The 14,656-nt window shown below is 51.4% G+C and carries 14 protein-coding genes; 4 read left to right on the forward strand and 10 right to left on the reverse strand.

Annotated features, from left to right (window positions below):
- Positions 1-8: 8 nt before the first annotated feature.
- The 3 genes from hflD to AB1N33_RS00885 form a co-directional block, all read right to left on the reverse strand.
- Positions 9-635 carry a high frequency lysogenization protein HflD gene (hflD, locus tag AB1N33_RS00875; RefSeq protein ID WP_411269636.1) on the reverse strand — a complete coding sequence of 209 codons (627 nt, stop codon included), beginning with the start codon at positions 633-635 and terminating at the stop codon, positions 9-11.
- Entirely contained in the window at positions 632-1,756 is a 1,125-nt protein-coding gene (gene mnmA, locus AB1N33_RS00880; protein WP_411269637.1) for a tRNA 2-thiouridine(34) synthase MnmA, read from the reverse strand. Before mnmA ends, hflD begins: the two co-directional genes overlap by 4 nt.
- Before the next feature lie 533 nt (positions 1,757-2,289).
- Positions 2,290-2,838, reverse strand: a complete 549-nt coding sequence (locus tag AB1N33_RS00885; RefSeq protein ID WP_411269638.1) for an rRNA large subunit pseudouridine synthase E — start codon at positions 2,836-2,838, stop codon at positions 2,290-2,292.
- A 419-nt stretch (positions 2,839-3,257) separates the two neighbouring features.
- Here AB1N33_RS00885 and AB1N33_RS00890 point away from each other — a divergent pair, with 419 nt between their 5' ends.
- Positions 3,258-5,483 (forward strand): NADP-dependent isocitrate dehydrogenase, encoded by a 2,226-nt coding sequence (locus tag AB1N33_RS00890; protein WP_411269639.1) that lies wholly within the window; start codon positions 3,258-3,260, stop codon positions 5,481-5,483.
- A 119-nt stretch (positions 5,484-5,602) separates the two neighbouring features.
- On the opposite strand, the gene cspD is transcribed toward AB1N33_RS00890, so the two are convergent.
- Positions 5,603-5,821, reverse strand: coding sequence for a cold shock domain-containing protein CspD (cspD, locus tag AB1N33_RS00895; RefSeq protein ID WP_216028037.1), 219 nt, complete (start codon positions 5,819-5,821; stop codon positions 5,603-5,605).
- A gap of 199 nt (positions 5,822-6,020) precedes the next feature.
- Here cspD and clpS point away from each other — a divergent pair, with 199 nt between their 5' ends.
- Positions 6,021-6,341: an ATP-dependent Clp protease adapter ClpS gene (gene clpS, locus AB1N33_RS00900; protein WP_411269640.1), complete on the forward strand. Its 321-nt coding sequence runs from the start codon at positions 6,021-6,023 to the stop codon at positions 6,339-6,341.
- Between the two features lie 21 nt (positions 6,342-6,362).
- Entirely contained in the window at positions 6,363-8,639 is a 2,277-nt protein-coding gene (gene clpA, locus AB1N33_RS00905) for an ATP-dependent Clp protease ATP-binding subunit ClpA (RefSeq protein WP_411269641.1), read from the forward strand.
- A 69-nt stretch (positions 8,640-8,708) separates the two neighbouring features.
- Here clpA and infA read toward each other — a convergent pair whose 3' ends face one another.
- Genes infA through trxB form a run of 4 tightly spaced genes read right to left on the reverse strand, consistent with a single transcriptional unit; the run spans position 8,709 to position 11,454 of the window.
- Positions 8,709-8,927: a translation initiation factor IF-1 gene (gene infA, locus AB1N33_RS00910; protein ID WP_014949333.1), complete on the reverse strand. Its 219-nt coding sequence runs from the start codon at positions 8,925-8,927 to the stop codon at positions 8,709-8,711.
- Positions 8,928-8,971: 44 nt separating this feature from the next.
- Positions 8,972-9,715 (reverse strand): arginyltransferase, encoded by a 744-nt coding sequence (locus AB1N33_RS00915; RefSeq protein ID WP_411269642.1) that lies wholly within the window; start codon positions 9,713-9,715, stop codon positions 8,972-8,974.
- On the reverse strand, positions 9,712-10,458 hold the full coding sequence (gene aat / locus AB1N33_RS00920) for a leucyl/phenylalanyl-tRNA--protein transferase (RefSeq protein WP_411269971.1): 747 nt from the start codon (positions 10,456-10,458) through the stop codon (positions 9,712-9,714). Before aat ends, AB1N33_RS00915 begins: the two co-directional genes overlap by 4 nt.
- Positions 10,459-10,494: 36 nt before the next feature.
- The gene (trxB, locus tag AB1N33_RS00925) at positions 10,495-11,454 is read right to left on the reverse strand and encodes a thioredoxin-disulfide reductase (RefSeq protein ID WP_411269643.1); all 960 of its coding nucleotides are present in this window, start codon (positions 11,452-11,454) and stop codon (positions 10,495-10,497) included.
- A gap of 255 nt (positions 11,455-11,709) precedes the next feature.
- On the opposite strand from trxB, the gene yfbV reads away from it, so the two are divergent.
- Positions 11,710-12,159, forward strand: a complete 450-nt coding sequence (gene yfbV, locus AB1N33_RS00930) for a terminus macrodomain insulation protein YfbV (protein ID WP_411269644.1) — start codon at positions 11,710-11,712, stop codon at positions 12,157-12,159.
- A 120-nt stretch (positions 12,160-12,279) separates the two neighbouring features.
- Here the strand turns inward: yfbV and AB1N33_RS00935 are convergent, their stop codons facing one another.
- Both AB1N33_RS00935 and sppA read right to left on the reverse strand, forming a co-directional pair.
- Positions 12,280-12,780, reverse strand: a complete 501-nt coding sequence (locus AB1N33_RS00935; RefSeq protein WP_411269972.1) for a SprT family zinc-dependent metalloprotease — start codon at positions 12,778-12,780, stop codon at positions 12,280-12,282.
- 1 nt (position 12,781) lies between these two features.
- On the reverse strand, positions 12,782-14,644 hold the full coding sequence (gene sppA / locus AB1N33_RS00940; RefSeq protein WP_411269645.1) for a signal peptide peptidase SppA: 1,863 nt from the start codon (positions 14,642-14,644) through the stop codon (positions 12,782-12,784).
- Positions 14,645-14,656: the final 12 nt, after the last annotated feature.

The following is a 14,656-nucleotide window of genomic DNA, read 5'->3' on the forward strand; positions in this document are numbered from 1 at the left end:
GCTCCTCACTAGTTAATCAATCTGAGCGCATGTATTGCACTCTCTAAAATCTTTTTTCGACGTAACAGGATATAGCGGCGCTTGCCGCCCATCTGTCGCCACATCACGGCAGCGCGAACCCCGGCAAGAAGCAGTGCCCGTACCTTATGCTGGTTGGCCGGCTTGCTCAGATAGTCCGGATTACCTGCCACCTGAATGCGGGGGGCAAGCGGACTGACAATGTCGCTGTAAATACTGGCCAGTGACGACACAATCTGACTGCTGTCGAAATCGACATGCGCGAGCTGACGCTGAACGTGTGAAATTCGCTTGCCCAGTTCCGCCATCGCGCCGGGCTTTTTGGCCAGCTTACGTTCAAGGCCGAGAATGCTCGCGATATAGCGGGTAAGTTCTGTGTCTTTACTTGATGGCTTATCTGACAATTGTGTCGCCAGTGTTCGAAAGCCCAGCTCAAGGTTACTCAGTTTGCCAAACACATGCTGAGGCGACTCCGGATCGGTTACCAGTATGCTCGACAGGCTCGCTTCGTAAGCCTGTTCGTCAGTCACACCACGGCGGGCCAGGGTCTGCACCAGTGCGGCGGCCTGGCATACGCCGGCCAGACCCAGATAATGTTCTGTTTGTGCATCAATCATTGGCGAAGGTAACTCTCAATGATGCCCCCGCCGAGACAGACTTCGTCCATATAAAATACGGCAGACTGGCCGGGTGTGACGGCTTTTTGTGGTGAATCGAATTCAACGCGCACGTTGTCATCATCCAGTGGCGTAATTGTGCAGGGGATATCCGCCTGACGGTAGCGTGTTTTTACCGCTGCGCGAACCGGGGCGGTCAGGGGCGTGCGGTCTACCCAGTGAAGTTGTTTGGCAATCAGGCCATCTGAATACAGGCGAGGATGATCAGCGCCCTGACCGACAATCAGTACGTTGCGGGCAACATCTTTGTCTACCACGTACCACGGATCATCACCGTGATCTTTCAGACCACCGATATGCAGCCCTTTGCGTTGTCCCAGCGTGTGATACATCAGGCCATCGTGTCTTCCAATCAGTTCACCTTCAGCGGTTTCAATGTCGCCTGGCTGGGCAGGGAGATACTGAGACAGGAAATCTTTAAATTTGCGCTCACCAATAAAACAAATACCAGTAGAATCTTTCTTATCGTGCGTGACCAGCCCTTGTTCCAGCGCAATTTCACGCACGCGGGGCTTCTCCAGTTCGCCAACAGGGAACAGGGTCTTAGCCACCTGATCTTCATTCAGCGTATACAGGAAGTAGCTCTGGTCTTTGTTGTTGTCGAGACCACGCAGCAACTGCCAGTGACCGTCCTTATAGCGACGACGGACATAGTGACCGGTTGCAATATAGTCTGCACCCAAATCTTCGGCAGCAAATTCAAGGAAAGCCTTAAATTTGATTTCCTTGTTGCACATGATGTCGGGATTAGGAGTTCGGCCTGCTTTGTACTCTTCAAGGAAGTATTCGAAAACGTTGTCCCAGTATTCTGCAGCAAAGTTGATGGTGTGCAGATGAATTCCGAGTTTGTCTGCAACGGCCTGCGCGTCAGCCAAATCTTCCGCGGCGGCACAGTATTCGTCGTTATCATCCTCTTCCCAGTTCTTCATAAACAAACCTTCAACCTGGTAACCCTGCTGAAGCAGCAGGTAGGCTGACACGGAAGAATCGACACCGCCGGACATACCAACGATGACTTTTTTATCTGCAGGATTTTCTGATGAACTAATAACGTCTGACACCGTTTACTGTTTACTCATGGTTGCTGGATTTCAGGGTCGCGAATTTTACCAGAATAATTCCCGATATTCACGACTCAATCGGTTATGAATTATGCCAGGGAGAATAGAGGATGTATCCGGCTTACGGGAGGAGAGACTTTCCCATTTAAAACACGCCGTAAACCCATCCCTGGGGGCTCTCGAATCGCATCCATGCGATTCGAAGGTTTTAAATGGGAAGGCCTCTCCTCCCGCTAACGGTCACATACCTCTCCGGAAAAAGAGAAGTACTAACTATTTCAATTCTGAGGTGGAACGAATCGAGTTTTTAAAAGGGGTAGTTTCAACTTTTGAGGCTCTTTAAATAACGTCTGAAAACGTCTTTTGGTGAGCCGTTGATACAACGCTAAAACTAGTCTGGACTTTATAGAAGAGGGGAGAGAAAGGAAGTATTTTCCGAAGCGTTCCAATCGCATGGATGCGATTGGAGAGCCCCCATGGATGGGTTCACGGCGTGTTTCTGATTACACCACCTGCTCCCTGACCGGCGTTTGCTACTGCGTGATCTCGAGATACGCGCCGTTGTCGATGCCGTCGATTGTCCAGTTGCCGACGCGATAGCGGATGAGGCGCAGGGTGGGGTGGCCGATGTGGGCGGTCATGCGGCGTACCTGACGGTTGCGGCCTTCAGTGATGGTGATTTCCAGCCAGGTTGTGGGAATGTGTTTACGAAATCTGACTGGCGGGTTGCGTGGCCATACGTCGGGTTCGGGCATCCGCTTTACTTTGGCCGGGCGTGTCATGCCGTCTTTTAAATCTACTCCGCGTCGCAGTGCTTCTAATGCGTCTTCACCTGGTTCGCCCTCTACCTGCACCCAGTAGGTTTTGCTGGTTTTGGCTTTTGGGTGCGCCAGTTTATGCTGCAACTTACCGTCATTGGTCAGCACCAGCAGGCCTTCTGAATCGCGGTCAAGCCGGCCTGCCGCGTACACGTCAGGCACGTCAATATAGTCTTTCAGCGTTTCTCTGCCATCAGCGTCGGTAAATTGTGACAGTACCTGAAAGGGTTTATTGAATAGGATGACACGACTTTTCTGCGACATGGTTTCCCCATTTGACTAACACTGAGCGCTGTAACGAAACAGCAACACGACTGGCGGTATTTTCGACGATTTGTTCGATTATTGATTGATCTCTCAACCTACGCCAATGGTATGACTTGTAACTACTTTATTCGACCCTATACTAATGAACGCGGAATTCTGCACAGTGGCGTTCTGGTAGCACTGCATGTCAAAAAATGCAGGCGCGAGTCTATCAGAGACGGGCGTATAAAGTAATGCGCAGGCGTATCCCCGTAAGTATGGGGGCATCGCCAAACGAAGTGACTGCGCCACGCCGGAGCCGCCGGGTATGCCTGAAGAACAATAACAGACAACCCTACAAGCTGGCATCCCATAGCGCCGGCACGTCGAAACGGACTAATACCGGTACTCAGCTACCGACAACATTGAGGTATATAATGACCAAAGCCAAGTCGAAAATCATCTACACCAAAACCGATGAAGCGCCGATGCTGGCGACCTATTCGCTACTTCCGATCATTGAGAAATTTGCTGGCGCTGCTGATATCGACATTGAACTGAGTGATATCTCTCTGGCTGCGCGGGTGCTCGCCAACTTCTCAGAATTTCTGAGCGAAGAGCAGCGTGTGCCGGATGCCCTGGCAGAGCTGGGTGAACTGACACAGGACCCTAACGCCAACATCATTAAACTGCCAAATATCAGTGCGTCGATTCCACAGCTGCGTGCCACCATCAAAGAACTTCGTGCACAGGGCTTTAATGTGCCTGAGTTTCCAGAGTCACCTAAAAACGATGAAGAGAAAGCCATTCGTGAACGCTACAGCAAGGTACTCGGTAGTGCAGTAAACCCGGTACTGCGTGAAGGTAACTCAGATCGTCGTGCGCCAAGTGCCGTCAAGAATTTTGCCAAGAAACATCCGCATTCCATGGGTGAATGGAGCCAGGCGTCACGCTCGCACGTTGCGCACATGCGTGGCGGTGACTTCTACTCAGGTGAGAAGTCGATGACCGTCGATAAAGACGGCCCGGTCAGCCTTGTATTTACCGACAAGCAGGGCAATAAAAAAGTACTGAAAGAGCGTGTTGATCTGCTTGCTGGCGAAGTCATCGACGGCATGTTCATGAGCAAGAAAGCGCTGTGTAAGTTCTTCGAAGAGCAAATAGAAGACGCCAAAAATACCGGCGTACTGTTCTCGCTTCACGTCAAAGCCACCATGATGAAGGTATCGCACCCCATCGTGTTTGGTCACTGCGTTAAAGTATTCTACAAAGAACTGTTTGATAAATGGGGCGACCTGTTTGACGAAATTGGGGTTAACCCTAACAACGGTCTGGGCAGTGTGTATGACAAGATTGCGTCGCTGCCTGAGTCACAGCGTTCAGAAATTCAGAAAGACATCAATGCGGTGTACGCTAACCGTCCGCCCATTGCGATGGTAAACAGCGACAAGGGTATCTCTAACCTGCACGTACCCAGCGACGTTATCGTTGACGCTTCCATGCCTGCCATGATCCGTAACTCTGGCCAGATGTGGGGACCAGATGGTAAGCCGCATGACACCAAAGCGGTTATTCCGGAAAGTACCTATGCCACAATTTACCAGGAAGTGATTAACTTCTGTAAAACTCATGGCGCATTCGATCCGACCACAATGGGTACCGTTCCGAACGTGGGCCTGATGGCACAGAAAGCGGAAGAGTACGGTTCACACGACAAAACATTTGAAATGGAAGCCGACGGCACCATGCAGATCGTCGATGCTGACGGTAATGTGCTGATTGAGCACCAGGTTGAAGAGGGTGACATCTGGCGTATGTGTCAGACTAAAGACGCACCGATTCAGGACTGGGTGAAACTGGCTGTGACCCGTGCGCGTCAGTCTGGCATGCCAGCGGTATTCTGGCTGGACGACGAGCGTGCGCACGACGCCCAGCTTATTGAGAAAGTGAATAAGTACCTGCCACAGCACGACACGGAAGGTCTGGATATTCAGATCATGTCGCCGGTACGTGCTATTCGCTACAGCATGGAACGCGCAATCCGTGGTCTGGATACTATCTCTGTAACCGGCAACGTACTGCGTGACTACCTGACTGACCTGTTCCCGATTCTGGAACTGGGGACCAGCGCGAAAATGCTGTCTATCGTGCCGCTGATGGCCGGTGGTGGTCTGTATGAAACCGGCGCTGGCGGTTCTGCGCCGAAGCACGTTCAGCAGTTTGTTGAAGAAGGCCATCTGCGCTGGGATTCACTGGGTGAGTTCCTGGCTCTGGCAGTATCGCTGGAAGATGTGGCAATCAAGCACAGTAACCCTAAAGCGAAAATTATTGGTAAGGCACTGGACAGTGCTACGGAAAAACTGCTTAACGAAGGTAAATCACCGAAGCGTAAAGCCGGTGAACTGGATAACCGTGGCAGCCACGTTTATCTGGCAATGTACTGGGCAGAAGCAGTGGCTAACCAGACTGAAGATGCCGCACTGGCTGAGCAGTTCCGTCCAATGTATGAGCAGCTAAGCCAGAACATTGACACGATCCTGGCCGAAATTGATGCGACGCAGGGTAAGGAACAGGATATCGGTGGTTACTACTACCCCGATACCAGCAAGGTCTATAATGCAATGTCACCAAGCAAGACACTGCATCAGATCCTGGGGGCATAATTACGCCGCGCAGTAACCAAAAACGGGTGCCTCAGGCACCCGTTTTTTTTGTATGGCAGACATAAAAAAGGCCTTCATCAACAAACAAAGGCCTCTTTGTCAGAATTTGATGTTTGAGCTTATCGCTCGGGCTCGTCAACAACCCCGATGTTTTCCGCGTGCAGACCTTTGGGCCCTTGCTGTACGTCAAACGTCACTTCCTGTCCCGCTTTCAGCGAACGGTATCCTTCCATTTGAATCGTAGAGTAGTGAGCAAAGATATCTTCACCACCATCTTCAGGAACGATAAAACCAAACCCCTTTGCGTTGTTAAACCATTTAACTTTACCAACCGCCATACTTCGACTTCCTCTTAATCCTTGAACTCACACCTGACTGACCCCACAATAAGTCTTAGGGCGAGTGAGTCGGTGAACTGATCACAACTCACTTTAAAAATGTAGATATTTTAACCACATTATGTCAAGCGCAAATTGTAGAATTAATAAAATGGTAAAAATTCTGCGACAAGGCGTTTGAAAGCACTATCATTAGATTATGAGTAAAGACAACGCGATAAGTATAGAACGGGAAAAGCAAAAGGAAGCGGAGCGCAAGAAAACCCAGCCACCGCCGATGTATAAAGTGTTGTTGAATAATGATGACTACACCCCGATGGATTTTGTTATCGAAGTACTCATGCGTTTTTTCAATATGGATGCTGAGAAGGCCAATCAGCTGATGCTCACGGTGCATTACCAGGGCAAAGCGGTGTGTGGCATTTTCACTGCAGAGATTGCAGAGACCAAAGTCATGCAGGTCAATCAGTATGCGCGTAAGCATCAACACCCGCTTATGTGCACCATGGAGCAGGCGTAAGTTAGTAAGAGGGCGAGCGATATGTTGAACAAAGAGTTAGAGCAAACACTGAATCAGGCATTTGTGTTTGCCAGAGAACACCGCCATGAATTCATGACCGTAGAGCACCTGTTGCTTGCTCTGCTGGACAATGGTGCGGCGCGTGATGCCCTGAAAGCTTGTGGAGCCAATATTGAATCCATCAAGGCCGAACTTATCGAGTTTGTTAAAGATACCACGCCGCTGATTCTGGATGACCAGATTAACGACCGTGAGACGCAACCCACACTGGGCTTCCAGCGCGTGTTACAGCGCGCGGTGTTTCACGTGCAGTCATCCGGTAAGGATGAGGTTACCGGTGCGAATGTCCTGGTTGCCATCTTCAGCGAGCAGGAGTCGCAGGCGGTTTACATTCTGAAAAAGGCCGATGTTACCCGTCTGGATGTTGTTAATTACATCAGTCACGGCGTCAGCAAAGCTGACGACGAAGAGCGCGCCAGCAATGACGCCGGAGAAGAGGGCGGTGAAGGCGAAGAGTCACAAAGCGCGCTGAGCAAATATTCAACCGACTTAAACCGCCTGGCGAAAGAGGGCAAGATTGACCCGCTGATTGGCCGGGATGCCGAAGTTGAGCGAACGATTCAGGTGCTGTGCCGTCGTCGTAAGAACAATCCGCTGCTGGTGGGTGAAGCCGGTGTCGGTAAAACTGCAATTGCGGAAGGTCTGGCATACCGCATTGTCAACGAGGACGTTCCTGAGGTTATCGCCAACAGTACGGTTTATTCATTGGATCTTGGCGGCTTGCTGGCCGGTACCAAGTATCGCGGTGATTTTGAGAAGCGTCTGAAGAGTATCCTCAGAGAGCTGACTAAAGACCCTGACGCCATTTTGTTTATCGACGAAATACACACCATCATTGGTGCCGGTGCGGCATCCGGTGGCGTAATGGATGCGTCAAACCTGCTGAAACCGAAACTGTCGAGCGGTGAACTTCGCTGTATCGGCTCGACCACGTATCAGGAATATCAGGGAATTTTTGAGAAAGACCGTGCGCTGGCCCGTCGATTCCAGAAAATTGATGTGGCAGAGCCCAGTGTCAGTGACACCACCAAGATCCTTCAGGGGCTGAAATCCCGTTATGAAGAACATCACAGTGTGCGGTTTACGCAAAAGGCTCTGCAGGCTGCTGCCGAGCTGTCGGCGCGCTATATCAATGAACGTCATCTGCCGGATAAGGCGATTGACGTTATGGACGAAGCGGGAGCAAGCCAGCGCCTGTTGCCACAGTCTAAGCGTAAAAAGACGATTAACGTCTCTGATATTGAGCAGATCATCGCCAAAATGGCGCGAATTCCGGAGAAGTCGGTATCCGCGTCAGACCGTGAAGTGCTCAAAAACCTTGGCCGAAACCTGAAAATGGTGGTGTTCGGCCAGGATAAAGCCATTGAGTCACTGACAGATGCCATTCATCTGTCGCGCTCAGGGCTGGGGGCTGAAGAAAAGCCGATTGGCAGTTTCCTGTTCGCCGGTCCGACCGGTGTAGGGAAAACCGAGGTAACCCAGCAACTGGCAAAAATCATGGGCGTTGAGTTAATCCGCTTTGATATGTCGGAGTATATGGAACGTCACGCGGTAAGCCGTCTGATTGGCGCGCCTCCGGGTTATGTCGGTTTCGAACAGGGTGGCCTGCTGACTGATGCGGTGATAAAGCATCCGTATTCGGTGGTACTGCTGGACGAAATCGAAAAAGCGCACAGTGATATCTACAACATTCTGCTGCAGGTGATGGATCACGGTACACTGACCGACAACAACGGACGTAAGGTTGACTTCCGCAATGTGGTACTGGTGATGACAACCAATGCCGGTGTGCAGGAAACGGTACGCAAGTCGATTGGCTTTAAGCAGCAGGATCACAGCCATGATGCGTTATCGGAAATCAATAAGGTATTTTCACCCGAATTCCGTAACCGCCTTGACGGCATCATCTGGTTCAACCATCTGGATACCGATATCATTCTTCAGGTTGTTGATAAGTTCCTGACCGAATTGCAGGCACAACTGGATGTGAAGGGGGTAACCATGGAAGTCAGTCAGGCTGCCCGTCAGTACCTTGCCGATAAAGGCTACGATAAGGCGATGGGAGCCCGGCCGATGGCGCGCATCATTAAGGATGAGATCAAGAAAGAATTGGCCAGCGCCCTGTTATTCGGTGATCTCGACAAAGGCGGCAGTGCGGTAATCGACCTTGTCGATGGCAAACTGAAGTTTACCTTCAGTAATGCCAGTGAGAAGAGCGAGGAAGCCGAATCGAACTGAGTCCAGAAACAAAAAAGCCCGACACATGTCGGGCTTTTTTTTGAGTGCGTGTTACCGCTTACTGGCGCATTATCTGGCACGATAAACGATACGACCTTTTGTCAGGTCGTAAGGTGTCATCTCCACAGTGACCTTATCACCGGTCAGGATACGGATATAGTTTTTACGCATTTTGCCGGAGATGTGTGCAGTCACCACGTGACCATTTTCCAGTTCAACGCGGAACATAGTGTTAGGCAGGGTGTCGAGCACCGTACCTTCCATTTCAATGCAATCTTCTTTCGCCATGTAAAGCAGTTACCTCAGTAAGTCAATATTTTGCCGCGCGAACATTAACCAATATCCGGCGGCGTGTAAAGTCGCGAGGCGGCTTTTTTCTCAAATCGCTGCCATTTATCCGCAATAAATGTCTCATACGGATAAAACTGGTGTTTGTATGACATTTTCTGGCATCCCCCGACATAATAACCCAGATACAGATAATCCCGCTGTAATTGCTGTGCCGTTTTTATCTGATTAAGGATCATCCAGGTCCCCAGTGAGAAGCTGTCATAGTCAGGATGAAAAAACGTATACAAGGCAGACAGCGCGCGGTGCTGCTGGCCATTGTCAATCATGTCAGTCACCGCGACCGCGATTAACAGGTCATTATCCCACGCCTCTATAAAAAGCGGGGTACGCCACTGACACAGGATAAAGTGTTCATACTGCGTTCGTGACGGCGGATACATACCGCCGTCCTGATGCCGCGCCGTGATGTAGTGCTCGTACAGGGCATAATAATGCTCGTGCGGTGTGTAGGAGAGTCGTGTTGTGAAGCCTGCACAGCGTTTTGAAACACGTTTCTGACTGCGACTTGGCGCAAAGTCGTGCACGGGGATCCTGACCGACTGACAGGCGTCGCAGGCGGGGCAGTGAGGCCGGTAAATCTGTTCACCACTGCGACGAAAGCCGACCTGGATCAGTTTGCCATAGGTGTCAGGTAACGGGGCGGTTTCATCCGCCAGCACCAGTAATTGCTCCTGCTCATCGGGTAGGTAGCTACACGAAAAGCGCTGTGTGATACCGAATTTCATGGCGTAATATCACCGGCAGACCAGCAGTCGGCATACGCGGGTAACTTGTCCCCGTTGCGGCTATGGGTTGCAGTATTGCCGTCAAGACGTAACAGAAAGTCATTTTTGGCAATCGTTTTTGCGCCCAGTGACGCGAGATGCTCTGTTGGCATCTGACAATCAATAAAGGCCATATCATGCCGCTGCATATGTTCAACCAGTGCCATCAACGCGAGTTTTGATGCATTACTCTGACGGTGAAACATTGACTCACCACAGAATATGCGTCCTATTCCCACGCCGTACAGTCCGCCAACCAGCGTTTGCTGGTCCCACACTTCAACAGAATGTGCGTAGCCTTCATCATGCAGGCGGATATAGGCCTGCTGCATATCACGCGTTATCCAGGTGTCGTGGCTGACGCCTTCGCCATCTGGCATGGCTCTGGGGATACTGGCGCAGGACTGGATGACATCGGTAAAAGCATGATTCAGGGTGACGCGGTAGCGCCGCTGGCGTGCTAGTTTTCGCAGGCTGCGTGACGCCTTAAAGCCATCCAGCTCGATAATGGCGCGCGGATCCGGCGACCACCATAAAATGGGCTCGTTCTCAGAGTACCAGGGGAAAATACCCTGGGCATACGCCGACAGCAGTCGGCTGACACTCAAATCGCCGCCATAGGCAAGCAATCCGTTGGGATAATCAAGTGCGGTACTGACCGGCGGGAAGGGCGTTGCGCTGCCAAGAAAGGGAAGTTCCAGCACCATAGGAAAATACGGGGCCGTTTGGCCCCGTCCTTTTTATTTGTCTGCCAGGCCGTCCAGATATTTTTCTGCGTCCAGCGCAGCCATACAGCCAGTGCCAGCAGAGGTGATGGCCTGACGGTACACGTGGTCAGATACATCGCCGGCGGCAAAGACGCCTTCTACGCTGGTTTGCGTGGCGTTGCCGTTCAGACCGCTGTTAACCACAATGTAGCCGTCTTTCATTTCCAGCTGTCCGGCGAAAATGTCGGTATTCGGTTTGTGGCCGATAGCAATAAACAGCCCCATGATGTCCAGTTCTTCCGTCGCATCGCTCTGCGTGTCTTTGATACGGATCTTTGTCACGCCCATTTCGTCACCAATGACTTCGTCAAGCGTGCGATTCAGATGAAGGACAACATTGCCATTTTCTGCCTTGTCACGCAGGCGCTGTTCAAGGATCTTTTCACTGCGGAACGTGTCGCGGCGATGGACCACGTGAACTTCTGAGGCAATATTTGACAGGTAAAGGGCTTCTTCGACCGCGGTATTACCACCGCCAACGACGGCCACTTTCTGATTTTTGTAAAAGAAACCGTCACACGTGGCACAGGCTGATACGCCTTTGCCCATAAACGCCTGTTCTGACTCAAGACCAAGGTACTTCGCTGATGCACCAGTTGCAATAATCAGTGCATCGCAGGTATAGGTGCCGTTGTCGCCATGCAGCGTGAACGGGCGTTTGCTCAGGTCGGTTTTATTGATATGGTCGAAAATAATTTCGGTATTAAATTTCTCGGCATGTTTCTGCATGCGAACCATCAGATCCGGACCGGTCAGCCCTTCCGGATCACCTGGCCAGTTTTCAACTTCTGTTGTGGTGGTAAGCTGTCCACCCTGCTGAATGCCGGTCAGCAGAACCGGCTCAAGGTTAGCACGGGCCGCGTAAACCGCTGCTGAATAGCCCGCCGGGCCAGAACCTAAGATAAGTAGACGAACGTGTCTGCTTTCTGCCATTTTTTTCTCCGCATAGTGATGTTCGCTGCGCGAACGTCAGTCATTCTGTTATTCGGTAGGTGAGGGCAGAACAGGCTAATTCAAGGCGTAACTGAAACGTGAATCTGGCTGCTGAACTGCGAATTGGTATATGATGCCTTTATCCGAATGGATTGTCACTGCCTTGGGGAACTGCGCTATAATGAAAAGTGACGCGTAAAAGCCAATAATCGACGTCGATGCCGACGTCACATCAATCAACAACGGTAACAGTAGATGGCACAATCGTTGATGACCCTGTTGCACGACGGGCAACAGTACATGAAAACCTGGCCCATGAAGAAAGAACTCTATCCGCTCTTTCCAGAGTGCCGGGTGGTGGGTGGAACGCGCTTCGCGCTTAAGGTTATGCCGCCTGCGGCTGTACTGGTCTGTGCCGTGCTGTTCCAGCTGCAGGGCAGTGCCCATTTGCCCCAGACGCTGGCGATAGGCTTGTTTTTTATGAGTCTGCCGGTGCAGGGACTGTTGTGGCTGGGTCATCGTGCAAATCAGCAATTACCCCCCGCGTTACGCCAGTGGTACCGGCAAATTCACGACCGTATGCGCCAACAGGGCTGTAATGTGCATGTGCCTCCCTCGCGACCTCGTTACATTGAACTGGCCCGTTTATTAAAAAACGCATTCGACGACCTCGACAGCGCGTTCACCCGCAACTGGTTTGGTTAAACATTTTTAATCTTTTTTGATCGTCCGGCTAGGTTCCGGTTCATTTGAAATCAATAAGGTCTGTTGCCAGACACACTTACTTCACTAACCGAGGCGGAAATTTTTGCTGGCAGTGGCAGCTTATGCGACTGGCGTCAGCACGGTATGACATCGTCCGCAGCGGTATTTTCCGCCCCGTTGTATGGTGTTATGCCGCCGCGTGGAGAGCGTGATGGTGCCTTCGCAGGCGCAGCGGTAGCTAAACCCTTTGATGCCTAAAGACTGTGTGCTGAAGCTGTGCGTGGTGGACGGGGTACAGCCAAAGATGTCGCGCATCATTGCCTGCCATTCTTTGCCATGAGGCCTGACTTTACCAAAGCATTGCCATACCAGCAGGTGACTGACTTCATGTGGTATCACGTCAGAGAAAAAGGCGGCTTGATTTTCTTTTAGCAGAACCGGGTGAAAGTTGATGCGGTTTTGCTGCAGGAATGCGGTGCCGGCATTTTTTCCACTGCGGCGAAACGTTATTGCCGGGAGAGGAAATGTGCGTGACAGCGCGTGTTCAGCGAGGGCATAGCACGCTTCAACCTTATCGCTAACGGCGACGCGCAGCGCCGCCGGTATATCATGTGCTGCGATATCAGTTTACCTCACACTGAAGACACAGCACGTAAACGCCCATGGGGTCGTTAAGACGATGGAAATCGTCCATGGTAGACAGCACGTCTTTCACCATACCAACCAGCGGGCTGTTGGAGTCGGCAAACTGCCAGCGTGCAGCAAACACCAGAGCCTGACCGAAGAACTCTTTCCAGAAAAGTTCCTGCGCGGAAAGCGGGCGCTCAACGTAATAGCGGTCATACTGTTCAAGGCCTGCCAGTTCTGCGGCAGCAGCAACGGCGTCATCCAGATTGCCGAGTTCATCAACCAGGCCCAGTTCTACCGCATCCTCACCAATCCATACGCGGCCCTGTGCAATACTGTCAACGGCTTCCACTGTCATATCCCGGGCATCGGCAACCATTGAAATAAAGTCGTGATAGTTGTTTTCAACACTGCGCTGAATAAGCTGACTGAACTCGGGGCTGAGGCCTCGGGCGGCAGACATGCCGGTCAGTTCTGTACTGCCAACACCGTCGCTATTCACACCAAGATATGACAGCGACTTCTCAAACGTCAGGAACATGCCAAACACCCCGATGGAACCGGTAATGGTACTTGGCGAGGCAAAAATCCTGTCTGCATCCGCTGAAATCCAGTAACCGCCTGACGCCGCATAGGTGCCCATCGATACAACCACCGGTTTGCCGGCTTTTTTCAGTTCCAGGACTTCCTGTCGGATGATTTCTGAGGCAAAGGCGCTGCCGCCGGGGGAGTCAACCTGCAGCACCACGGCTTTAATGCTGTCGTTCATGCGGGCTTTTCTGAGCAGGCGGGCAGTAGAGTCGCCACCAATGTTACCGGCGCGTTGCTCACCATTCAGGATGTTACCTTTTGCCACTACAATGGCAACCGTATCCGTGGTTGGCTCATTCTTCGGCAGGGGCGGATTGACCACTTTCACATACGTGCTGTATGGCGTGAAATTAACGCCGAGACCATTCTGGTCTTTACCGACCAGCTCAACCAGCTCCTGACGGATCTCCTCACGGGTTTTGAGCGCATCAACCCACTGGTTTTCAAGTGCATAGGTGGCGAAGTCACCGTTGACGTCATTGAATTTAGCCAGCAGGCCGTCAAGGGATTCGTCGAAGTTATCAATTGGCATGCTGCGTGCAGCCGCGACGTCTTCTTTATACTGCGTCCAGTAAGCGTCCAGCCATTGCAGATTCGCTTCTTTAGCCGCCTCTGACATATCATTACGGATAAAGGGTTCTACCGCAGATTTGTAAGTACCTACACGAAACACGTGCGTGGTGACCTGCAGTTTTTCCAGCATGTCGCGGAAATACAGTGAATAACGACCATAGCCCTCTAGCATCATGGCGCCTTCCGGGTTCAGGTAAACATGGTCGGCATGCGCTGCAATGTAATATTGAGACTGGGTATAGTAGTCGCCGATGGCGTAAACGGGTTTGCCTGACGTTTTAAAGGTTTCTATCGCTTGTGCAATCGTGCGTAGCTTGTCCAGGCCGCCACCGGTCAGGCCATGGAGGTCAAGTACCAGTGCTTTAATACGGCGATCCTGTCTGGCATTGTCGAGCACCTTAACAACATCACGAACCAGGACTTCCGGGTTCTCCGGCTCTTCACCAAAGGCTTCCTGCAGGAACTGCTCGAACGGATCGACACCTTCCTTTTCAATCACCAGGTTGCCATTAAGGTTGAGATACAGCGCGCTGTTTTTGTTGACGGTCAGCGGGTCTTTGTCACCCGACAGGGCAATGAAAAGCGCAATAACGATGACGATAAATATTACGTTGAAAAAAAGTTTGCGGGCAAAATTCAGAACTGTCCACAATCCGACGAATAATGATTTCGTCCAGCTTCCGTTAGCTGCCATAGATCTCTCAAT

The sequence above is a fragment of the Alteromonas nitratireducens genome, from assembly GCF_040812025.1.
Lineage (GTDB): Bacteria > Pseudomonadota > Gammaproteobacteria > Enterobacterales > Alteromonadaceae > Alteromonas > Alteromonas nitratireducens.